Below are 19,888 nucleotides of genomic sequence, written 5' to 3' on the forward strand. Positions count from 1 at the left end.
TGTCCCGCCGATCAGACCCGTCGCCAGCGGGCCATCGCGAACGAGAACACCCCGAACAGCACCAGCCCGGCCGCGACCAGGACGAGCAGCCACGGTCCGAGGGGTGTCTCGGCGAACGAGCGGAGCGTGTCGTCGAGGCCCTTGGCCTTCTTGGGCTCGTAGTCGACCGCGGCACGGACGGCGAACGCGCCCGCAGCGGTGAAGACCACTCCACGCGCCGCTCCGCCGCCGACACCCGTCACATCGACCAGCTTCCTGACCCGCGGGCCCATCTGGGCGAGCTTGAGCTTGTCGTGGAAGGACCTGCGCAGCGCCTGGGCGGCGATCCACACACCGGCCACCGCGACGCCGACGCCCGCGACGCCCACGAGCCACTGCCCCGCGGGCCACTCCAGGGCCCGGGCGGTGACGTCCTTGGACTGTTTGTCGCTCGAACCTCCGCTGCCTGAGCCGGCGGCGAAGGACAGTACGGAATAGGCGACGAACGCGTAGAAGACGCAGCGGGCCCCCGACAGCAGCCGTTTCGTGGCCTTCCGTCCGTCAGGACCGACCGAGCCGAACACCACCTCGGACAGCCGCCACAGGGCCATGCCGACGAGCCCGATGCCCAGCGCCCACAGGACGACGGAACCGAACGGCTTGTCGGCGAGGGCTGCGAGCGCGCCGCCCCGGTCGGCCTGGCGCCCGCCGTCGCCGAAGGCGATCTGCAGGGCCAGTACACCGACCAGTAGATAGATCACTCCGCGGGCGGTGAAACCCGCGCGGGCGGCGCCCTCCATGACGGAACCGCGCGCCGCGCGCCTGGCCTCGATCCGGCCGGTCTGTGCCGTGGAGCTCGTGGTCATGTAGACCCCCCTTGAAGTCCGGATCCCGTCCTGGCGGGCGGTCACACGGAGTGCGGTCAGTCGGCCAGTCGCGCGCGTTCGGGCATGGCCGCGAGCAGGCGGTGGGCCGTCTCCAGGGCCAGCCGCACGTCCCGCGTGCCGGTGGAAACACAGAGTGTGTAGGCGAGATCCCGGGCCCGCGGGCTCGGCTCGGCCGCCTTCGCGGCCTCCTCGGCCCGCAGTGCCTCGTACGCGTCGACGAGACGGCGCAGGAACGCGGGGTCGGGTATAGGCATCGGGCTCACTCCTCGTGAGTTCACGCCTCGCCCGACCCGTCGGCGGCCTGCCTCCTCGCCCGGTCCGCCAGCGCCTCGTCGCGCACGCGCGCGCAGCTGCGGCTGATGAGCCGGGAGACGTGCATCTGTGAGATGCCGAGCTGGTCGGCGATGCGGCTCTGTGTCATGTCCTCGAAGAAACGCATGTAGAGGATGGCGCGCTCGCGCTCGGGGAGCCGACGCAGGCCCTCCTTGGCGGATTCGCGGTCGACCACGACGTCGTACGACGTGTCGGGGGCGCCCAGGGTGTCCGCGAGGCTGTAGCCGTCGTCGCCGGCCGAGAGCTCGGCGTCCAGGGACAGGGTGCTGAAGCTTTCGAGGGCCTCCAGGCCGGTGGTGACCTCTTCCTCGGTCAGGCCGGTGTGGGCGGCGAGGTCGGCGGGCGTCGGTTCGGGGGAACCGGGGTTCTGAGTGAGCTCGCGCCGGGCCACCCGGACCTTGTTGCGCAGTTCCTGTACGCGGCGGGGCACCCTGAGGGCCCACATGCGGTCCCGGAAGTGGCGCTTGACCTCGCCGGTGATGGTGGGCACGGCGTAGCTCTCGAAGGCTCCGCGTTCCGGTTCGAACCGGTCGATGGCCTTCACGAGCCCGAGTGCCGCGACCTGGCGCAGGTCCTCCAGCGATTCGCCGCGGTCGCGGAACCGGCCGGCGATGCGGTGGGCCATGGGCAGCCAGGCGGTGACGAGTTCGTCGCGCAGGGCGTCGCGCTCGGGGCCTTCCTCCAGCCCGGCCAGCCGGGCGAAGAGGGCCATGGTGTCGGGGGCGTCGTCGTGCCGCCGCCTGCCGGCGGTGGCGGGGCGGTCCTGGGTGGTGGGACGGTCGGTCGACGTGTCGGTGAGCATGCGGATTCGCTCCTGAAGAACGGGTTCAGGGACTGACCGCGGGAGGGACGCCGCCGGGACCGCCGAAAGGGGCCCGCAGCAGCCATACAGCTCCCGCTGGCGCGCCTCCGGTCCGAAGCACGAAACTGCGTCTGCCCTGCTGTATGGGGCTCAAACTCCGCTGTCGAAACTCCGTTTCCGGCGGCTTCCACAGAGGTGCCGGATCAGCTCAGAGGCACCACGGCGGTGATGCACTTCCCGCCCGAGGGCAGGTCGGTCACGCGGACGTCGCGGGCGAGTCGGCAGACGATCGGCCAGCCGTGGCCGCCGGGCCGCCACCTGCCCTGCGGGTCGACGGGCTCCTTGGCAACGGGCAGCTCGGCGCTGCGGTCGCTGACCGACAGGCACACGCCCCGGCCCCCGACGTCGACGTGGAAGTCGGTGATGCCGCCGCCGTGCAGGATCGCGTTGGTGGTGAGTTCGGAGGCGACGAGCAGCGCGTCCGAGAGGGCCTGCGCATCGCACGAGCTGTGCGTGGTGCGGCAGCGCTCGGACACGGCCCGCTCGACCGCCCGGCGTGCCTCGGCCGGCCGGCACGGCCGTGACGGCGCGCGCGGGTGCGCGACGGCGAGTTCGGGGGTGGCTTCGGCCCTGTGCTCCTCGCACATGAGGTGACTCCTGATCAAGGGATCGACTGGCTCTTGGGTCGGTGCAGCGGAGGCCGGGCCCGGCTCGACTCGACCCACGGACACGGTGCCCCTGTACGGTGCGATTTCTCCGTGAGCCTCTGGTAATCGGCTGACCTGTCCGCGCCTGGTCAAACATCCCCTTTTCGGACGGGGCGTTCGGCCATTCGATCGCGTTCCCGGGGTACCCGGACGGTATGACGGATGTCGTGGACTCAGATGAACTGCTGCGCCGTATCCAGCGCGCCCGGGCCTGTGCGGTGGAGGAGGAGCAGTCCTGGCGGGCGCGGAGCGAGGAGTTGCGGCCCTCCGATCCGGAGGCTGCCGGGGACGCCGCCGTACGCACCCTGGCCTACGAGGCGGTGATCAGGGTGCTGGACGAGGTGCTCAGGCCAGGCAGCCGCTGACCGTCGGGGCCCCGGTACGGACTGATTGACGGACGTCCGGGCCGGGCACCCGAGCCCCATGACTGTCGACCACACCCAAGCACCCGTACTGGAAGCCCTGGCCGACTACCACCGGCGGGGACACCTGTCGTTCACGCCGCCGGGACACAAACAGGCCCGTGGGGCCGACCCTGCGGTCCGGGAGACACTGGGTGACGCGGTCTTCCTCGGGGACGTGCTCGCGTCGGGCGGTCTGGACGACCGGCTGACGCGGGGGCGGGTGCTGGAGCGGGCCGAGGAACTGATGGCCGACGCCGTGCACGCCGAGCACACGTTCTTCACCACGTGCGGGAGTTCCCTCTCGGTGAAGGCGGCGATGCTGGCCGTCGCGGGTCCGCACGAGAAGCTGCTGATCGGGCGGGACGCCCACAAGTCGGTGGTGTCCGGGCTGATCCTGTCGGGGATCGAACCGGTCTGGATCGAGCCGCGGTGGGACGCCGAACGCCACCTGGCGCACCCGCCGTCCGCCGCGGAGTACGAGCGGGCCTTCGAAGCCCATCCCGACGCGAAGGGCGCCCTGGTCACCAGCCCGACGCCCTACGGCAGTTGCGCGGCCCTAGAGGACATCGCCGAGGTCTGCCACCGCCGGTCCGTCCCGTTGATCGTGGACGAGGCGTGGGGCGCGCACCTGCCCTTTCATCCCGATCTGCCGTCCTGGGCCATGGATGCGGGCGCCGACATCTGTGTGACCAGCATCCACAAGATGGGCAGCGGTCTGGAGCAGGGGTCGGTCTTCCATCTGCGGGGCGATCTCGTCCCGGCGGATCTGCTGAAGATGCGCGCCGACCTGCTGGGCACCACCAGTCCCTCGGTGCTGCTGTACGCCGGCCTGGACGGCTGGCGCCGGCAGATGGCTCTGCAGGGCAAGGAGTTGATGGGCGGGGCGCTGGATCTCGCGGCGCGGGTCCATTCCGCGATCGAGGAGATCGACGGGATGCACGTCGACGACCGCGACGACTTCTGCGGGCCCGGCCTGGCCGACGATGTCGATCCGCTGCCCGGTGTCATCGACCTCGAGGGACTGGGGATCACCGGATTCCAGGCCGCGGACTGGCTGCGCGAGCACCGGCACATCGACGCCCACCTCACGGACCACCGGCGGATCGGGATGCAGATCACCCACGGCGACGACGAGGAGACGACCGGCGAGTTGCTCGCGGCGCTCAGGGAACTCGCCCGGGCGGCGCCTGAGTGGGGCCCCGCCCCACGGGTGGAGGTACCGCCGCCGTCCGAGCTGCGGATGGAGCAGGTCAGGCTTCCCCGGGACGCGTTCTTCGGTCCGGCCGAGAGCGTGCCGGTCGCCGAGGCCGCCGGGCGGATCGCGGCCGAGATGATCACGCCGTATCCGCCGGGGATCCCGGCCGTGCTGCCCGGTGAACTGCTGACCGAGCCCGTGCTGGAATATCTGCGGACCGGATTGGCCGCGGGCATGAATCTCCCCGATCCCGCCGACGCGGAGTTGGAGACGATCAGGGTCGTAAACGCGTCCGCCGAGTGAAACCGGTCACGCACCTCGGTTTCGATTGCGCGAAATCACCATGGATGGTTTACGGTTCATTCATACGTGGTGACGGGGTCGACATTCCGTCCTCCGGCACCACCTCTGTCTGCCCTGGCTGGCCTCCCCCGTCCAGCCAGGGCTTTTTCATGCCCTGGCCAGATCCTCACCTCCGCCGAGGTGCCCCGGACGGCGGCAGCCGCTGAAATGGGCGTAGGCACAACACCGGAATCCCTCGCCGGCGAGGAGCCCCGTGTCATGACCAAAGCGATAAAACTGCTGACCGCACTGCCGCAGCCGCAGCGCCAGAGCCTGATGACGCTCGCCAGGGAGGTCTCCTTCCCCGAGGACTTCCACATCTTCGAAGCGGGCGGCAAGGCCGACCGCTTCTGGGTCATCCGCTCCGGGGCGGTCTCGCTGACCCAGCAGGTGACCCCCCGTCACCGCGTCACGGTCGCGGGACTCGGCGCGGGCGACCTGCTCGGCTGGTCCTGGCTGTTCCCGCCCTACCAGTGGGACTTCGGCGCGGAGGCCTTCAGCCCCGTGCGGGCCTACGAGTTCGACGCGGCGGCGGTGCTCCGGCTGTGCGAGGAGGACCAGCAGCTCGGCATGATCCTGGTCCGCAGCGTCGCCGAGATCCTCGCCCACCGGCTGGAGACGACCCGGGGCAAGCTCATGGAGCAGTACGGCACACGCCGACGTGGTGTTCTCTAGTAGTGCTTCGGCAGGCACCGTCCGCCCGTTGAGGAACGGCATCGGGGGGAGTGTGCTCCCGGCGTGCCCGGCGTGCCCGGCGTCGCGACGGGGCGAACGGTGCCTGCCGAGGCACCGGGTGCCGGGCGGCAGGGGCTCGACAGGTCTCAGACGCGGTAGCGGCGCAGCGCCGGGACGGCGAAGGCCAGGGTCAGCATGACGGCGACGACCAGGATGCCGCCGCCGGCGACCGCGGGCCGGGCGCCGAAGGCCGAGCCGGCGGTGCCGTGCAGGACGTCGGCGAGGCGGGGGCCGCCCGCGACGACGACGGTGAAGACACCCTGCATCCGGCCGCGCATCTCGTCCGTCGCGGCGGAGAGCAGGATCGCCCCGCGGAAGACCATCGAAACCATGTCGGCCACCCCGGCCGCGGCCAGGAACACCACGGCGACCCACAGACTGCCGCTCAGCCCGAACCCGGTGATGGCCACGCCCCAGGCGACGACCGCGCCGATGACCATCCAGCCGTGCCGACGGGCCCGCGAGAAGGTGCCGGAGAGCAGCCCGCCGACCACCGCGCCGATCGGGATGGCCGCGAACAGCAGGCCCAGCGCGAGCCCCTCGCCGTAGGGGGCGTAGGTCTCGGAGGCGAGCTGCGGGAACAGGGCCCGGGGCATGCCGAAGACCATGGCGATGATGTCGGCGAGGAAGGACAGCAACAGCACCTTGTGCGCGGAGATGTAGCGGAAGCCCTCGGCGATCTCGCGGACGCCGGCCCGACGCGCCGCAGCGGCCGCGAGCGGTGGCAGGGAGGGCAGCCGGTACACCGCCCACACCGTGACGCACAGCGCCATGGCGTCGATGAGGTACAGCTCGGGCAGGCCGATCACCGGGATCAGGACACCCGCGAGCAGGGGGCCCACCACCTGGCCGGTCTGCATGACGGTGGAACCGAGGGCGTTGGCGGCGGGCAGCTGCGCCTCGGGGACCAGACGGGCGATGGAGGCGTTGCGGGCCGGGGCGTTCAGGCCCCAGAACGCCTGCTGCACCGCGAGCAGGACCATCAGGGCCGCCACCGAGTCGAGCCCGCTGACGGCCTGGAGCCAGAACAGGACCGACGTGACGGCGATTCCGCTGTTGGTGATCAACAGCAGCTTGCGGCGGTCCATGCTGTCGGCGACCGCGCCGCCCCACAGCGCGAACGCGATCAGCGGCAGCAGTCCGGCCATGCTCGCGGCGCCGACCCAGGCGGAGGAGCCGGTGATGTCGTAGATCTGCTTGGGCACCGCGACGGCGGTGAGCTGGCTGCCGACGGCCGTGACGATGGTCGAGCTCCACAGCCGGCGGTAGGCCGGGATCCGCAGCGGGCGGGTGTCCATCGCCCAGCGACGCCAGCCGCGCCGGGGCGGCGGCGCCTCGTCCGCGGCCGGTGTCCTGGAATCGGTACTGCTCTCGCCGGTGTCCACACGCTTCCTGGTTGCTCGTTACATCTAACGGGTCCGGGGTTCACTATCGCAGCACCGTCCAGAGGCCCGGGACGCGGTGTCTCAGCTTGCGGACCTGGCCATGGATGACTTCACGCTCCGGCCACCAGCGTGGCGCCGAGGGCGACCATCGTGGCGGCGACGAGTCCGTCAAGCACGCGCCAGGCGGTCGGCCTGGCGAGGAAGCGGCTGAGCAGCCGGGCCCCGAAGCCGAGCGCCGCGAACCAGCACAGACTGGCGAGCACGGCGCCGAGCCCGAAGGTCCAGCGCAGCGGGCCGCGGTCGGCGGCCACGGATCCGAGCAGGAACACGGTGTCGAGGTAGACGTGCGGGTTGAGCCAGGTCATCGCCAGACAGGTCAGCACCGCGCGCTTCCGGGAGCCCGTCGCCTCGCCCTCCGCCCGCAGGCCCGACTCCCCCGGCCTGACGACCCGGCGGGCGGCGAGGGCGCCGTAGCAGAGCAGGAATCCGCCCCCGATCCAGCCGACCAGGGTCAGCGCGCCCGGCCAGGCGACCACCACCGCGCCGACTCCGCCGACGCCGAGAGCGATGAGGAGGGCGTCGGACAGGGCGCAGATGCCGACGACGGCGAGGACGGCGTCGCGGCGGATCCCCTGACGCAGGACGAAGGCGTTCTGGGCGCCGATGGCGACGATGAGCGAGAGGCCGGTGCCGAAACCTGCGGCAGCGGCGGACAGGGAAGCGGGCATGGCTTCGACGGTACGGAGACGATCACTGCACGTACAGCTAAAGATTCTTACGTATCATTAGTTGTTGTGATGATGACCGAGCTCCCCCTGGACCAGGTGCGGACTCTGCTCGCGGTGGTCGACGAGGGCACGTTCGACGCCGCGGCCGCCGCTCTGCATGTGACCCCTTCGGCGGTGAGTCAGCGGGTGAAGGCGCTGGAGCAGCGCACGGGGCGGGTGCTGCTGGTGCGCACGAAGCCGGTGCGGCCGACCGAGTCGGGCGAGGTGGTGGTGCGGTTCGCCCGGCAGCTGGCCCGGCTGGAGCGGGACGCTCTCGCCGAGCTGGGCATGCCGGGCGAGGGGGAGGTGACCCGGGTCTCGGTCGCGGTGAACGCTGACTCCCTGGCGACCTGGTTCCTCGGGGCGCTCACGCGGGTTCCCGAACGGGATCGGCTGTGTTTCGAGCTCCGGCGCGAGGACGAGACCCGCACGGCGGAGCTGCTGCGGGAGGGGCTGGTGATGGCGGCGGTGACGTCATCGCCCGAGGCCGTGGCGGGGTGTTCCGTGCGGGCACTGGGGCGGATGCGGTATCTCGCCGCGGCTAGCCCCGGGTTCGTGTCGCGGTATCTCGAGGGGGCGCCGAGGGAGGGGCTCGCGGAGGCGCCGGTGGTGACGTTCGACCGGAGTGACGACATCCAGGACGGGTTCCTGCGGCAGCTGGGCCGCGGTGGGGCGAGCCGGGTGCGGCATGCGGTGCCGGCGTCGGAGGGGTTCGTGGAGGCGGTCGCACTGGGGCTGGGGTGGGGGATGGTGCCCGAGATTCAGGCGGCGGCATTGCTGCGCGAGGGGCGGCTGATCTCGCTGGTGCCGGATCGGCCGGTCGACGTGCCGTTGTACTGGCAGCAGTGGAAGCTGGACTCGCCCGCGCTGGCCGCGGTGGCGGAGGCGGTGGCGGCGGCCGCGTCGGAAAGGCTCACATGAAGCCGCCGCTCCAAGCCGCCGGGGGACGGGGATCTGTTACGGGGCGCGGCCCAGCTCCCTCTCAGCGCTGTCCAGGAGCATGTCCAAGGCCGTCGGATAGGCGCTGGTGACCATGCGGGTCGCCAGGAGGGGCGCAGCCTCCGAGATACGCGGATAGCGGTCTTCAGGCAGGCGAGCGTAGGTCGAGTGCCACCTGCCCTCATCGGCGTCCAAAGCCGCACTCGGCAGCGCCAGAGACGCCGCGTCCAGGGCCGCGAAAGCCAGCGTCTGGTCGATGAAGGCGTGATAGATGCGCACCGTGTCCGGGAGGGGGAAGCCCGCCCTGCGCAGGATGTCCAGGACCGCCTCGTCCGCGGCCAGTTCGTTGGCCCGGCCGGTGACTCTGCTGGTCGTCAGTACGGCGGCCTGGGGATGAGCGACGTACGCGGCGTGGATGCGCAGGCCCACCTCGCGCAGATCGTGCCGCCACCGCCCCGTCGGCACCCAGCCCTCCAGCGCCTGCCCGATCAGGGCGTCGCCGATGGCCAGCGTCAGGTCGTCCATGCCGCGGAAGTAGCGGTAGAGCGTACTCGGGTCGGCGTCCAGGGCCAGGCCCAGGCGGCGGGCGGTGAGGCCGGTGCTGCCGTGTTCGCGGAGCATCCGCAGAGCCGTCTCGACGATCAGCCCCTCGGACAGCACGGTTCCGCTCCTGGTGGGCCTGCGCCGACGGCGCCTGTCCTCGGGGACCACGGGTTTCGGCATGGCGGCCTCCTTATGCCAACGCCATTGACCTTGAACGAGCGCACGGCGTTGTATCTCCGCCAGGGGCCCCGTACATCTGCGACCTTCGACCCGTGAGGGAGTGTCTGTCATGCGTGTACTGCTCGTGGGAGCCGGGGGCGTCGGCACGGCCATCACCCGGATCGCTGCCCGGCGGCCGTTCTTCGACGTCATGGTCGTCGCCGACTACGACCCCGTCCGCGCCGAGACCGCGGTGACCGCGCTCGGCGACCGGTCCGACCGGTTCCGCGCCGAGCGCGTGGACGCGAGCGACGAGTCGGCCGTGACCGCCCTGCTGGAGCGGCACGCCTGCGACGTCCTGCTCAATGCCACCGACCCGCGATTCGTGATGCCCCTGTTCCGGGCGGCGCGCTCCGCCGGGGCGGCCTATGTCGACATGGCGATGTCCCTGTCGCGTCCACATCCCGAGCGGCCGTACGAGGAGTGCGGGGTCAAACTGGGCGACGAGCAGTTCGCGCAGGCCGAGGAGTGGGAGAAGGCGGGTGCTCTGGCCCTCGTCGGCATGGGTGTGGAGCCGGGTCTCTCGGACGTCTTCGCCCGGCACGCGGCCGACGAGCTCTTCGACGAGATCGAGGAGATCGGTGTCCGCGACGGCGCGGATCTCACCGTCGACGGCTACGACTTCGCCCCTTCCTTCAGCATCTGGACCACCATCGAGGAGTGCCTGAACCCTCCCGTGGTCTACGAGGCCGACCGCGGCTGGTTCACGACGGAACCCTTCAGCGAGCCGGAGGTCTTCGACTTCCCCGAGGGCATCGGCCCGGTCGAGTGCGTGAACGTGGAGCACGAGGAGGTCTTGCTCGTCCCCCGCTGGGTCGGTGCCCGCCGGGTCACCTTCAAGTACGGACTGGGCCGCGCGTTCGTGGAGACGCTGAAGACCCTGCACCTGCTGGGCCTGGACCGCACCGCGCCGGTGACCGTGCCGAGCGCCGCGGGGCCGGTCGCGGTCTCGCCCCGGGACGTGGTCGCCGCGTGTCTGCCCGATCCGGCGACGCTGGGCGAGCGGATGCACGGCAAGACCTGCGCGGGCACCTGGGTGAAGGGTGTCAAGGACGGGGCGCCGCGCGAGGTGTACCTCTACCACGTGGTCGACAACCAGTGGTCCACGGCGGAGTACGGCTGTCAGGCGGTGGTGTGGCAGACCGCCGTGAACCCGGTCGTCGCCCTCGAACTCCTCGCCACCGGCGCCTGGTCCGGCGCGGGCGTCCTCGGTCCGGAGGCCTTCCCGGCCCGCCCCTTCCTGGATCTGCTGACCGCGTACGGCTCCCCGTGGGGCATGCGGGAGCAGTGACCGGGCGCGTCCCACAGGACCCGATTGTTTCACCGCGCATCGACAGGTGACCCGAAAGCGAGTAAGGCATGCACGAGGGCACGTACGACTTCGATCGCAGGTGACATTTGATGGACAACTGGCGAACCCATGCCGCGTGCCGCCGAGAGGACCCGGACCTCTTCTTCCCGATCGGCACCACCGGTCCCGCACTGGTCCAGACGGAGCAGGCCAAGTCCGTCTGCCGACGCTGCCCCGTCCAGGAGCAGTGTCTTCAGTGGGCCCTCGACACCGGGCAGGGCATCGGCGTCTGGGGCGGCACGAGCGAGACGGAACGCCGGGCACTCGTCCGGCGCGCGGCCGCCGCGCGGAGAAGGGCCGGCTGAGCGGGTCCGTTCAGCGGTGTCCGACGATCGGGCCCGGTCGACGCCACGTTCGTCGACCGGGCCCGGTCAGCGGGCCGTGCGGCGCAGCGGACCCCAGGAGTTCTCCTGCCGGTCCACCTCGGCCCGCGCCTCGTCGATCACCCGGGGGTCGATCCAGCACATCGGCCGCACGTCCGTGACGAGCGGCTCGTTGTCCGGCCCCCGGCCCCGCTCGCGGCCCTGGAGGACCCACGGGCGTACGTCCGGGCCCTTCTCGTGCGGAAGGTGCGAATAGTCGTACAGACGGCGGGCCACCCACAGCCGCACGGGTCGGTCCTGCCACCACTCCTCCACGTCCAGCGGGTTCGCCGACAGTCCCGGCAGCGACACGCCGGTGAGTTCGTCGGTGCTGGACGCGCTGGCCAGGTCCACCTCGGGGCCGCGTGACCAACGGACGTACAGCTGCCCGTGCCGTTCGGTCAGGCTCCCGAGTTCAGCGAGTGTCCGTACCACCGGCAACCCGTCCGACACGCTCATGTCCCGACCTCCCTCTCCTTTCGCAGGCATACGGGGTACCCGCGCGCCACGAAGAAAATCAGGCGTACGGCTGAGGCGCCTGGCCCCCGGGCATCCGCAGGGTGAAGAGGCTGCCGATGCCGGGCTCGCTCGCCGCCTCGACCGTTCCGCCGTGGGCGGCGACCAGGTGGCGGACGATGGGGAGGCCGAGCCCCGATCCCCCGGTACGGCGGCTGCGGGACTTCTCCGCGCGCCAGAACCGGTCGAAGACGTGGGGCAGGTCGTCCGGCGCGATGCCGGTGCCGGTGTCGGCGACCGCCAAGGCGATGTCGTCGCCGTCCCGGCGCGCGGACAGGGTGACCGTGCCGCCGGCCGGGGTGTGGCGCAGGGCGTTGGAGACCAGGTTGCCGAGCGCCTGCCGCATCCGGAGCGGGTCGGCGTCCAGCCAGGGCTCGCCGTCGATGTCGGTGCGCAGTTCGACCCGGGCCGCGCCGGCGGTGACGCGGTGGGCGGCGGCGACCTGCTGGAGGAGTTCGTCGCAGCGGACGGGCTCCCGGTGCAGGCGCAGGGTGCCGGCGTCGGCGGCGGCGAGGTCCTGGAGGTCGTCGATGACGCGCTGGAGGACGAGGGCCTCCTCGTGCAGGGAGGCGAGCAGGGCGGGGTCGGGGTCGACGACGCCGTCCCGGGTGACCTCCAGCCAGCCGCGGATGTTGGTGAGCGGGCTGCGGAGTTCGTGGGCGATGTCGCTGACCATCGCCTTGCGCTGGGCTTCCAGGCGTTCGCGGCGTTCGGTCAGGTCGTTGAAGGCCGCGGCGAGGATGCCGGTCTCGTCGCGGGTGGTGACGGGGACGCGCACATGGAGTTCGGGCGGCTGCTGGGCCGCGGCGGTCAGCGCGCGCAGCGGGCGCACGAGCCGGGTGGCGACCAGTGCGGTCGCGGCGACGGTGACGGCGAGCACGAGCCCCGCGGTGCCCACGACCTTGGCCTTGTTGGCCGGGGACATGTCGAACAGCACCGCGGGCGTGTCCCCGGTGCCCAGGAAGAGTTCGGCCACCGGGGCCACGTAGGGGTCGAGCTGGGCGCGGCGGGCGTCGTCGAGGCAGGCCTGGGCCTCGCGTGCCTCCTTCGCGTCCGGTTTGACGAACGTGGGCGCCAGTGACGGGGACCGGAGGTCGGTGCCCGCGAGGCCGACGCCGACACTCAGCGGTGTATCGGCGCGCAGGCCGTTGCGGGTCAGACAGGCGCGCGCCCCTGTCTGGAGTGCGTCCAGGGCCTTCTGCTCCGTGGGCATCGGCGTGTTCAGGACCCCGTCGGCGCAGGCGTCGGGCACATAGGAGGGCTGCACGGTGCTGTCCGGTTCGGTGAGGACCGCCCGGCCGCTCGGGGTGTGCACGATGGTGGTCTCGATGCCGTTGCGGGCGAAGCAGGACCGGCGTTTGCGCGCGTTGGCGTCGATCTCGGCACGCTCCCCCTTCGTGAGCCGGTACGGCCCGACCACTCGGGGGTCGATGCCGCCGATCTGGGCGCCGCGTTCGCTGTACGTGTCGGTGCGCAGCGGGTCGACGGTGGCGGCTGCGCTCGGCGGCAGGGCGGTGCCGCGGGGGGCCGAGTCGGCGACGGATCTGCGGTCGGGGGTGACGAGGGCGATGCGCCGGCCGGTCTTCGCGGACAGCTCCCGCACGGTGGCGGCCACGCCGGTCCAGTCGGGGTGGGTCGCCGCGTATCCGCTGAGCTCGGCGAGCACTTCCATGTCGTCGGCGAGCGCCTGCCCCTGTTCCTCGCGCAGGGCCTGGGTGGTGGTCGCCACGGCCAGCCAGGCGGTGGCGGCCACCGAGCACACGGCGATGAGTCCGGACGTGATCAGCAGGCGGACCAGCAGCCGCTTGTGCAGGGGTATACGAGCGCTCATCCGCGGCCGCCGCTGAGCTTGTAGCCCACGCCGAACACCGTCAGCAGCCGCACCGGCCGGCGCGGGTCGGCCTCGATCTTGCGGCGCAGGTTCATGATGTGCACGTCCACGGCCCGTTCGGTGGAGGCCCGGTCGGTGCCCCGGGTGACCTCCAGCAACTGCCGCCGCGAGAAGACCCGTTCCGGCTCGGCGACCATGGCCAGGAGGATCTCGAACTCGGCCGGTGTGCATTCCACCGGCGCCCCGTCACAGCGCACCTCGTGCCGTACGGGATCCACCGCCAGGCCTCCGGCGCGCACGGCGGGATCCTCGGGCCGGTCGGCGACCGCGCCCCGTCCACTGCGCCTGAGGACGGTCCGGATACGGGCCATCAGTTCGCGCGGGCTGTACGGCTTGGTCATGTAGTCGTCGGCGCCCAGCTCCAGGCCCAGCAGGACGTCGTCCTCCTCCGACCGGGCGGTGAGCATCACGACGGGAATGTCCTCGTCGCGGCGCAGCACCCGGCACACGCCGAAGCCGTCGATCACCGGAAGCATCAGGTCCAGGACGACGAGGTCGGGGGCGAGCCGCCGGGCCGCGTCCAGGGCGGCCCGCCCGTCGTGGACCACGGTGGCGGTGTGGCCCTCCGCGAGCAGGGAGCGCCGTATGAGTTCGGCCTGCATCTCGTCGTCCTCGGCAACCAGCACATGTGCGCACACCCGGCGGATCCTAAGCGGTCAGCGGGCCAGGGACTTGGCGTCGCCCATGACGACGACCGGATGGAGGTCGGGGTCCAGGGTGAGGAGCAGCTTCTTCATGTGGTCCTCGGCGATGCTCACACAGCCGTGGGTGGGTCCGCCGTGGTCGACGTGGAGCCATATGCCGCCGCCGCGCCCCGCGCCGAGGGGCCGGGTCCAGTCCAGGGGTGAAGTCCCGGGCTGCCGGTTGTAGTTGATGGCGATCACGTAGTCGAAGGATCCGGCCAGCGGCTCGCCCTCGAAGCCCGTGCCGGGTGCGGTGAAGCCGACGCCGCGGTCGTACGGCAGCTTGGTGCCGGGGTCCTTCAGCAGCCCTCCGGCGTCCGTGAGGGTGTAGACGCCGGTCGGTGAGCGCAGGTCGCCCGCCAGGTGGTGGTCGGTCCAGCCCTTGAGGGCGTTGTGCGCGGGCCAGCTCGCACCGGCCTGCCAGCCGGCCTCGGTGCGCTCGTACAGGACCACGGTGGAGGCCGACGAGTCGCGGCCCCGCCCGGTGACCACGACGGCCTGTCGTGCGTCGGCCGGCACCTTCGCCCACGTCTTCGGACCGAGCCCGGGTAGCTGCTGGGGGGCGACCTCGCCGGAGATCTCCGGCGAGGGCGAGGGCATGGGCTCCGAAGTCTCCTGAGGGGGCGTGGGTGTGCCCTCCGTGCTGGCCACGGCACCGCCGCCGCATCCGGTGAGAAGCAGGGATGCGGCGAGCAGGGCCACGTGGGTTCTGCGTGTGATCATGGAACGACTCTGGCCGACACTTGTAAGGAACTGGTCAGGTTCTAGGGCCGGTTCGGTTTCCCCGCTGTGTAGAGCCAGGTCTGGAACAGGCCGTCCAGGTCCTTCCCCGACACCCGTTCCGCAAGGCGCTGGAACTGCGCGGTGGTCCCGTTGCCGTCGCGGTGCCCGGACGCCCAGGCGCGCAGGATCAGGAAGAACGCCCGGTCGCCGACCCTCGTGCGCAGCGCGTGCAGGGTCATGGCGCCACGGGCGTAGACGGGAGTGCCGAAGATGTTGGCGCCGCTGCCGGGGTCGCCGGGCGGGAATTCCCACAGATCGTCGCTCGCGGGCTTCGCGTACAGGCCGTCGAAGGTCTTCTGCGCGCTGTCGCCGCCGTGCTGCTCGGCGTAGAGCCACTCCGCGTAGGTCGCGAAGCCCTCGTTGAGCCAGATGTCCTTCCACGAGGTGAGGGAGACGGAGTCCCCGAACCACTGGTGGGCGTTCTCGTGGACGAGGGTGCTCAGGTCGGGTGCCCGGTCGTAGACCGGACGGCTCTGGGTCTCCAGCGCGTAGCCGACGTTCGGGGCGCGGTCCACGATGGAGCCGGCGGCACGGAACGGATAGGGCCCGAACAGCTTGCTCTCCCACTCCAGGACGGAGGGCAGTTGCTTGAGGACCGGGGCTGCCGCAGCGGCCTCGCGCGGGTCGACGGCGTTGTAGACCCGGATGCCGCTTCTGGTGGTGAACTGCTGCACGTCGAACTTTCCGACCGTCGCGGTGGCCAGGTAGGCGGCCATGGGCTCGCTCTGGCGCCAGCGGAACGTGGTCTTTCCGTGCGTGGTCCGCCGGGAGAGGAGGACGCCGTTGGCGACCGCGGTGCGTCCCGTGGGCACGGTGATCGTGAAGTCGTACGACGACTTGTCCGTGGGGTGGTTGTTCGCCGGGAACCAGGTCATGGCGCCCTGCGGCTCCCCGGCGACGAAGGCCCCGTCGTCGGTGGGGATCCAGCCGTCGAGCGAGCCGTCCGGGTCGGTGACGGGACCGGGCTTCCCCCGGTAGGTCACGGTGATGGTGAATCGTTCCCCCTTGCGCAGGGCGCGCCTCGAGGTGACGACCAGTTCCTGTCCGTCGCGGCGGAAGGCGGCCTTGGCGTGATCGACCGTCAGACCGGTGACGGTCAGACCCTTGAAGTCGAGGTCGAAGCGGCTGAGGCGCTGGTCGGCGCGGGCGGTGAGGACCGCCTTGCCGTCGAGACGGCCGCTGCCGGGGTCGTAACCGAGCGTCAGATCGTAGTGGTCGACGTGGTATCCGCCGTTCCCGGCGAGCGGGAAGTAGGGATCGCCGGCTCCGGACGAGCCCGTCGACGGAGGCGCGCCGGCCCCGAGCAGCGCCACGAGGGCGACGGGGGTGGTGGCGAGAACGAGAGTGCGTCTGACGGCCTTCGGCACGTGCGCTCCTACAGGTCGGGGGGTGGACATCGGCTTCACACTAAAGGCCCCCACCTGTGCAACTCACCCTTGATCAGGTCAAGTCGCGGAGGGCCGCGCAGTACGCTCCCGACGCACCGACCCCTTCGTCGAGAGGCCGCCCGTGAGCGTGCGCATCCGCCGTGTCTACGAACCCCCTGAGCCCGCGGACGGCGTCCGCGTCCTGGTCGACCGGCTGTGGCCGCGCGGTCTGTCCAAGGAGGCGGCCCGCGTGGACGAGTGGCCCAAGGCACTCACCCCGTCGACCGAGCTGCGCCGCTGGTACCACGAGGGCGAGGGGTCGTACGAGGAGTTCGCCGAGCGCTACGAGGCGGAGCTGGCCGATCCCGAGGCGGCCGGACTTCTCGACCGGGTCCGGGAGTTGGCGAGCAAGGGTGACGTGACCCTGCTGACCGCGTCGAAGACGCCCGAGCAGAGCCACGCCACCGTGCTGGTGCGCCTGCTGGATTCCTAGCCGACCTGTTTGGCCGCCGCCCGGCCCGCCGCCCGCCCCGAGAAGAGGCAGCCACCGAGGAAGGTGCCCTCGAGCGCGTTGTAGCCGTGCACACCGCCGCCGCCGAAGCCGGCGACCTCGCCCGCCGCGTACAGGCCTTCGAGGGGCTTGCCGTCGGTGCCCAGGGCGCGGGAGTCGAGGTCGGTCTGGATGCCCCCGAGGGTCTTGCGGGTCAGGATGTGCAGCTTGACGCCGATGAGGGGGCCGGCGGCGGGGTCGAGGATGCGGTGCGGGGTGGCGACCCGGCCGAGGCGGTCACCGATGTAGCGGCGGGCGTTGCGGATGCCCTGCACCTGGGCGTCCTTGCTGTAGGAGTTGGCGATCTGGAGGTCGCGGGCCTCTATCTGGCGGCGGATCCCTGCGGCGTCGAGCAGGGCCTTGTCGGTGAGCCCGTTCATCTTCTCGACCAGCTGCTCGAGGTTCGGGGCGGTCACGAAGTCCGCGCCCTTGCGCAGGAACGCGTCGACCGGTCCCGGAGCTCCCTTGCCGAGGATCCGCTCCTTGAGGAAGCCCGCGCGGTCCTTGGCGGTGATGTCGGGGTTCTGCTCGGAACCCGAGAGCGCGAACTCCTTCTCGATGATCTTCTGAGTGAGGATGAACCAGGAGTGGTCGTGGTCCGCGATGTCCTCGGTGGTGCGCAGGTGCTCGAGGGTGCTGAGGGTGTCGTAGCCGGGCAGGCACGGCTCGGGCAGTCGGCGGCCCAGGGCGTCGAACCACATGGACGAGGGACCGGGCAGGATGCGGATGCCGTGGCCGGGCCAGATCGGGTCCCAGTTCTGGATGCCCTCGGTGTAGTGCCACATGCGGTCGCGGTTGACCAGGCGGACGCCGGCGTCGGCGCTGATGTCGAGCATCCGGCCGTCGACGTAGGCGGGCACGCCGGTGACCATCTCGGCGGGCGGGTTGCCGAGCCGCTCGGGCCAGTAGCGGCGGACGATGTCGTGGTTGGCGCCGATACCGCCGGTGGTGACGACGACGGCGTGGGCGGTGAGCTCGAAGTCGCCGATCCGGTCACGGCTCGAGGCGACACCGCGCGCGGAGTTGTCCTCGGCCAGAACCGTGCCGCGCACGCCCCGGGCGGTGCCCTCCTCGACGACCAGTTCGTCGACCTGGTGACGGTGGTGGAAGGTCAGCAGTCCGTCGCGCGCGGCCTGCTTGGCGTACCCGACGAAGGGCTCGACGACTCCGGTACCGGTGCCCCAGGCGATGTGGAAGCGGGGCACGGAGTTGCCGTGTCCGTGGGCGGTGAGGTCACCGCGCTCGGCCCAGCCGACGGTCGGCAGGAGCTTGATCCCGTGCCCCTCGAGCCAGGACCGCTTCTCCCCCGCCGCGAACTCGACGTAGGCGCGTGCCCAGCGCACCGCCCAGGAGTCCTCGTCGTCGACGCGGTCGAACTTCGCGCTGCCCTGCCAGTCGTTCCAGGCGAGGTCGAAGGAGTCCTTGATGCCGAGGCGCCGCTGTTCCGGGGAGTCGACCAGGAAGAGTCCGCCGAAGGACCAGAAGGCCTGGCCGCCGAGGTTGGCGGCGTTCTCCTGGTCGACCAGCGCGACCCTCTTGCCGCGGCTGGTGAGCTCGTGCGCGGCGACCAGGCCCGCGAGCCCCGCTCCGACGACGATGACGTCGGCATCCATGGCGACCGTCCCTTCCCTCATACGGTGGTGTCGCTGCCGTCGGTGAGCAGCGCGGTGAGCAGTTGCTTCAGCCAGACACGGGCCCGCTCGAGGTCCCCGTCCAGCAGCAGTTGGACGGTGACACCGTCGTAGGCGGCGACCACGGCGTGGGCGGCGTCCTCGACGTCGGCCAGCACGGCGGGCAGTTCGGCGTGCCCACGCGCGCGTGCCAGCCGGTCGGCGACCGCCCGCCTGAGGCGCGCCCGGTGTTCGAGCAGGGTCCGGGCGACCTCGGGCACGCGGGCGGCGTGCACCAGGAAGTCGGTCTTGACCAGGAGCCAGTCCCGGTCGAGGAGCAGCACTTCGGTGACCCGGTCGACGGCGGCCAGCACGTCGAGCTCCGGCCCGTCGAGGGCGAGGGCCCCGGAGACCTGCTCGGCGATCAGGTCCGCGCGCTGCTGGTAGAGCGCGAAGAAGAGCTCGTCGAGGCTGTCGAAGTTCGAGTAGAAGGCGCCCCGGCTGTATCCGGCGGCCTCGCAGACCTCCTCGATCGACACGCGCCCGAAGCCCTTGGCGGCGAACACCGCGAACGCCGCGTCCAGGAGATTGGCACGTGTGCGGACCCGGCGCCTGGTCACGCGTCTGGTCGTGTCCTGTGTCGCCATGGCGGGCCCTCCGTTCGATACGTGAATGTATCCGATACAGCGATGCATCGAAAGAGTCGAACACCGCCACGGCATTCATTGGAACAGATATTCGAATAAGGAGTAGGCTGGATCCATGACCGCGCACCTCCAGGGCTCTCTCTTCGACCAGACCGACCAGCTGCGGCTCGGCCCCCTCGACGGGATCCGCCGTACCGTGCTCGGCTTCGGCGCCTGGATCGACGTACTGCCCGGATGGCTCGGCGGCTCCGACCCCCTGTTCGAACAGCTGGCCGCCGAGGTGCCGTGGCGGGCGGAGCGCCGCACGATGTACGACCACGTCGTCGACGTACCGCGCCTGCTCGCCTTCTACGGCGTGGACGACAAGCTGCCGCATCCCGTACTCACCGAGGCCCGCGAGGCGCTCACCGCGCACTACGCCGAGGAGTTGGGCGAACCCTTCGCCACCGCCGGGCTCTGCTACTACCGCGACGGCCGGGACAGCGTCGCCTGGCACGGCGACCGGACCGGGCGGGGCGCCCGCGAGGACACCATGGTCGCCATCCTCTCCGTGGGTGCGCCACGCGACCTGGTGCTGCGACCGGTGCGCGGCGGCGCCGGGACCGTACGACGGCCGTTGGGACACGGCGACCTGGTCGTGATGGGCGGCTCCTGTCAGCGCACCTGGGAGCACGCCGTACCGAAGTCCACGCGCGCCACGGGACCGCGCATCAGCATCCAGTTCCGCCCGCACGGCGTGCGCTGAGGCAGAGAGGCGGCTGCTTCTGCCGCACGCGGGGGCTGCCTCCGGCGGACGGCGCCGGAGGCAGCCTTGCCACCACGGAAGTTGACCGCTGGAAGACCGGTACCCGCCGCTCCGGATCGCCTGAGCGTCTGCTTTGCTGTGTGCCG

General features: G+C 71.4%; 22 protein-coding genes. 8 read left to right on the forward strand and 14 right to left on the reverse strand.

Translation table 11 applies throughout. The features are described from left to right. Window positions 1–11 precede the first annotated feature (11 nt). The 4 genes from QF027_RS03565 to QF027_RS03580 form a co-directional block, all read right to left on the reverse strand. A complete protein-coding gene (locus QF027_RS03565; protein WP_307072559.1) occupies window positions 12–845 on the reverse strand; it encodes a DUF1206 domain-containing protein in 834 nt (277 codons plus the stop codon). 56 nt (window positions 846–901) lie between these two features. Further along, entirely contained in the window at window positions 902–1,120 is a 219-nt protein-coding gene (locus QF027_RS03570) for a DUF5133 domain-containing protein (RefSeq protein ID WP_306986156.1), read from the reverse strand. A gap of 20 nt (window positions 1,121–1,140) precedes the next feature. After that, window positions 1,141–2,001: a SigB/SigF/SigG family RNA polymerase sigma factor gene (locus QF027_RS03575; RefSeq protein ID WP_306986155.1), complete on the reverse strand. Its 861-nt coding sequence runs from the start codon at window positions 1,999–2,001 to the stop codon at window positions 1,141–1,143. Between the two features lie 203 nt (window positions 2,002–2,204). Continuing rightward, a complete protein-coding gene (locus tag QF027_RS03580) occupies window positions 2,205–2,648 on the reverse strand; it encodes an ATP-binding protein (RefSeq protein WP_306986154.1) in 444 nt (147 codons plus the stop codon). A 215-nt stretch (window positions 2,649–2,863) separates the two neighbouring features. Between QF027_RS03580 and QF027_RS03585 the strand changes: the two genes are divergently transcribed. From QF027_RS03585 to QF027_RS03595, 3 genes are all read left to right on the forward strand, one after another. Further along, window positions 2,864–3,073, forward strand: a complete 210-nt coding sequence (locus QF027_RS03585; RefSeq protein ID WP_306986153.1) for a hypothetical protein — start codon at window positions 2,864–2,866, stop codon at window positions 3,071–3,073. Between the two features lie 58 nt (window positions 3,074–3,131). Next, window positions 3,132–4,610 (forward strand): aminotransferase class I/II-fold pyridoxal phosphate-dependent enzyme, encoded by a 1,479-nt coding sequence (locus QF027_RS03590; protein ID WP_307072561.1) that lies wholly within the window; start codon window positions 3,132–3,134, stop codon window positions 4,608–4,610. Between the two features lie 258 nt (window positions 4,611–4,868). After that, the gene (locus QF027_RS03595; RefSeq protein WP_306986150.1) at window positions 4,869–5,324 is read left to right on the forward strand and encodes a cyclic nucleotide-binding domain-containing protein; all 456 of its coding nucleotides are present in this window, start codon (window positions 4,869–4,871) and stop codon (window positions 5,322–5,324) included. 146 nt (window positions 5,325–5,470) lie between these two features. On the opposite strand, the gene QF027_RS03600 is transcribed toward QF027_RS03595, so the two are convergent. Further along, window positions 5,471–6,769, reverse strand: coding sequence for an MFS transporter (locus QF027_RS03600; RefSeq protein ID WP_307072563.1), 1,299 nt, complete (start codon window positions 6,767–6,769; stop codon window positions 5,471–5,473). A gap of 110 nt (window positions 6,770–6,879) precedes the next feature. After that, a complete protein-coding gene (locus QF027_RS03605; protein ID WP_307072565.1) occupies window positions 6,880–7,497 on the reverse strand; it encodes a LysE/ArgO family amino acid transporter in 618 nt (205 codons plus the stop codon). Between the two features lie 69 nt (window positions 7,498–7,566). Here QF027_RS03605 and QF027_RS03610 point away from each other — a divergent pair, with 69 nt between their 5' ends. After that, entirely contained in the window at window positions 7,567–8,457 is an 891-nt protein-coding gene (locus QF027_RS03610) for a LysR family transcriptional regulator ArgP (RefSeq protein WP_306986828.1), read from the forward strand. Between the two features lie 36 nt (window positions 8,458–8,493). On the opposite strand, the gene QF027_RS03615 is transcribed toward QF027_RS03610, so the two are convergent. Then, window positions 8,494–9,198, reverse strand: a complete 705-nt coding sequence (locus tag QF027_RS03615; protein ID WP_307072567.1) for a TetR/AcrR family transcriptional regulator — start codon at window positions 9,196–9,198, stop codon at window positions 8,494–8,496. 109 nt (window positions 9,199–9,307) lie between these two features. Between QF027_RS03615 and QF027_RS03620 the strand changes: the two genes are divergently transcribed. Further along, a complete protein-coding gene (locus tag QF027_RS03620) occupies window positions 9,308–10,528 on the forward strand; it encodes a saccharopine dehydrogenase family protein (protein WP_307072570.1) in 1,221 nt (406 codons plus the stop codon). A gap of 110 nt (window positions 10,529–10,638) precedes the next feature. After that, complete coding sequence (locus QF027_RS03625) at window positions 10,639–10,893, forward strand: WhiB family transcriptional regulator (protein ID WP_306986140.1); 255 nt, start codon at window positions 10,639–10,641, stop codon at window positions 10,891–10,893. 66 nt (window positions 10,894–10,959) lie between these two features. On the opposite strand, the gene QF027_RS03630 is transcribed toward QF027_RS03625, so the two are convergent. Genes QF027_RS03630 through QF027_RS03650 form a run of 5 tightly spaced genes read right to left on the reverse strand, consistent with a single transcriptional unit; the run spans window position 10,960 to window position 16,220 of the window. After that, entirely contained in the window at window positions 10,960–11,409 is a 450-nt protein-coding gene (locus QF027_RS03630; RefSeq protein ID WP_306986138.1) for a DUF6098 family protein, read from the reverse strand. A 58-nt stretch (window positions 11,410–11,467) separates the two neighbouring features. Next, window positions 11,468–13,297, reverse strand: a complete 1,830-nt coding sequence (locus QF027_RS03635) for a sensor histidine kinase (protein WP_307072572.1) — start codon at window positions 13,295–13,297, stop codon at window positions 11,468–11,470. Further along, entirely contained in the window at window positions 13,294–13,995 is a 702-nt protein-coding gene (locus tag QF027_RS03640) for a response regulator transcription factor (RefSeq protein ID WP_307072574.1), read from the reverse strand. The genes QF027_RS03635 and QF027_RS03640 overlap by 4 nt, the downstream gene beginning before the upstream one ends. A gap of 18 nt (window positions 13,996–14,013) precedes the next feature. After that, on the reverse strand, window positions 14,014–14,763 hold the full coding sequence (locus QF027_RS03645) for a L,D-transpeptidase family protein (protein ID WP_307072577.1): 750 nt from the start codon (window positions 14,761–14,763) through the stop codon (window positions 14,014–14,016). A gap of 41 nt (window positions 14,764–14,804) precedes the next feature. Next, window positions 14,805–16,220 carry a M1 family metallopeptidase gene (locus QF027_RS03650; RefSeq protein ID WP_307072579.1) on the reverse strand — a complete coding sequence of 472 codons (1,416 nt, stop codon included), beginning with the start codon at window positions 16,218–16,220 and terminating at the stop codon, window positions 14,805–14,807. A 112-nt stretch (window positions 16,221–16,332) separates the two neighbouring features. Here QF027_RS03650 and QF027_RS03655 point away from each other — a divergent pair, with 112 nt between their 5' ends. Continuing rightward, on the forward strand, window positions 16,333–16,683 hold the full coding sequence (locus QF027_RS03655; RefSeq protein WP_307072581.1) for a DUF488 domain-containing protein: 351 nt from the start codon (window positions 16,333–16,335) through the stop codon (window positions 16,681–16,683). Here QF027_RS03655 and QF027_RS03660 read toward each other — a convergent pair. Together QF027_RS03660 and QF027_RS03665 are read right to left on the reverse strand one after the other, a co-directional pair. Further along, on the reverse strand, window positions 16,680–18,353 hold the full coding sequence (locus QF027_RS03660; RefSeq protein WP_306986125.1) for an FAD-binding dehydrogenase: 1,674 nt from the start codon (window positions 18,351–18,353) through the stop codon (window positions 16,680–16,682). The genes QF027_RS03655 and QF027_RS03660 overlap by 4 nt on opposite strands. 17 nt (window positions 18,354–18,370) lie before the next feature. Beyond that, window positions 18,371–18,997, reverse strand: a complete 627-nt coding sequence (locus QF027_RS03665) for a TetR/AcrR family transcriptional regulator (protein WP_057611390.1) — start codon at window positions 18,995–18,997, stop codon at window positions 18,371–18,373. A gap of 115 nt (window positions 18,998–19,112) precedes the next feature. Here QF027_RS03665 and QF027_RS03670 point away from each other — a divergent pair, with 115 nt between their 5' ends. Then, entirely contained in the window at window positions 19,113–19,742 is a 630-nt protein-coding gene (locus QF027_RS03670) for an alpha-ketoglutarate-dependent dioxygenase AlkB (protein ID WP_307072582.1), read from the forward strand. Window positions 19,743–19,888 lie beyond the last annotated feature (146 nt).

Source organism: Streptomyces canus (assembly GCF_030816965.1).
GTDB classification, from domain to species: Bacteria; Actinomycetota; Actinomycetes; order Streptomycetales; family Streptomycetaceae; genus Streptomyces; species Streptomyces canus_E.

What these genes read in the sequence shown, in the direction of transcription:
- QF027_RS03565 (WP_307072559.1), bottom strand. Translation starts at nt 845, where the DNA reads ATGACCACGAGCTCCACGGCACAGACCGGCCGGATCGAGGCCAGGCGC.
- QF027_RS03570 (WP_306986156.1), bottom strand. Translation starts at nt 1,120, where the DNA reads ATGCCTATACCCGACCCCGCGTTCCTGCGCCGTCTCGTCGACGCGTAC.
- QF027_RS03575 (WP_306986155.1), bottom strand. Translation starts at nt 2,001, where the DNA reads ATGCTCACCGACACGTCGACCGACCGTCCCACCACCCAGGACCGCCCC.
- QF027_RS03580 (WP_306986154.1), bottom strand. Translation starts at nt 2,648, where the DNA reads ATGTGCGAGGAGCACAGGGCCGAAGCCACCCCCGAACTCGCCGTCGCG.
- QF027_RS03585 (WP_306986153.1), top strand. Translation starts at nt 2,864, where the DNA reads ATGACGGATGTCGTGGACTCAGATGAACTGCTGCGCCGTATCCAGCGC.
- QF027_RS03590 (WP_307072561.1), top strand. Translation starts at nt 3,132, where the DNA reads ATGACTGTCGACCACACCCAAGCACCCGTACTGGAAGCCCTGGCCGAC.
- QF027_RS03595 (WP_306986150.1), top strand. Translation starts at nt 4,869, where the DNA reads ATGACCAAAGCGATAAAACTGCTGACCGCACTGCCGCAGCCGCAGCGC.
- QF027_RS03605 (WP_307072565.1), bottom strand. Translation starts at nt 7,497, where the DNA reads ATGCCCGCTTCCCTGTCCGCCGCTGCCGCAGGTTTCGGCACCGGCCTC.
- QF027_RS03610 (WP_306986828.1), top strand. Translation starts at nt 7,567, where the DNA reads ATGATGACCGAGCTCCCCCTGGACCAGGTGCGGACTCTGCTCGCGGTG.
- QF027_RS03615 (WP_307072567.1), bottom strand. Translation starts at nt 9,198, where the DNA reads ATGCCGAAACCCGTGGTCCCCGAGGACAGGCGCCGTCGGCGCAGGCCC.
- QF027_RS03620 (WP_307072570.1), top strand. Translation starts at nt 9,308, where the DNA reads ATGCGTGTACTGCTCGTGGGAGCCGGGGGCGTCGGCACGGCCATCACC.
- QF027_RS03625 (WP_306986140.1), top strand. Translation starts at nt 10,639, where the DNA reads ATGGACAACTGGCGAACCCATGCCGCGTGCCGCCGAGAGGACCCGGAC.
- QF027_RS03630 (WP_306986138.1), bottom strand. Translation starts at nt 11,409, where the DNA reads ATGAGCGTGTCGGACGGGTTGCCGGTGGTACGGACACTCGCTGAACTC.
- QF027_RS03635 (WP_307072572.1), bottom strand. Translation starts at nt 13,297, where the DNA reads ATGAGCGCTCGTATACCCCTGCACAAGCGGCTGCTGGTCCGCCTGCTG.
- QF027_RS03645 (WP_307072577.1), bottom strand. Translation starts at nt 14,763, where the DNA reads ATGATCACACGCAGAACCCACGTGGCCCTGCTCGCCGCATCCCTGCTT.
- QF027_RS03650 (WP_307072579.1), bottom strand. Translation starts at nt 16,220, where the DNA reads ATGTCCACCCCCCGACCTGTAGGAGCGCACGTGCCGAAGGCCGTCAGA.
- QF027_RS03660 (WP_306986125.1), bottom strand. Translation starts at nt 18,353, where the DNA reads ATGGATGCCGACGTCATCGTCGTCGGAGCGGGGCTCGCGGGCCTGGTC.
- QF027_RS03665 (WP_057611390.1), bottom strand. Translation starts at nt 18,997, where the DNA reads ATGGCGACACAGGACACGACCAGACGCGTGACCAGGCGCCGGGTCCGC.
- QF027_RS03670 (WP_307072582.1), top strand. Translation starts at nt 19,113, where the DNA reads ATGACCGCGCACCTCCAGGGCTCTCTCTTCGACCAGACCGACCAGCTG.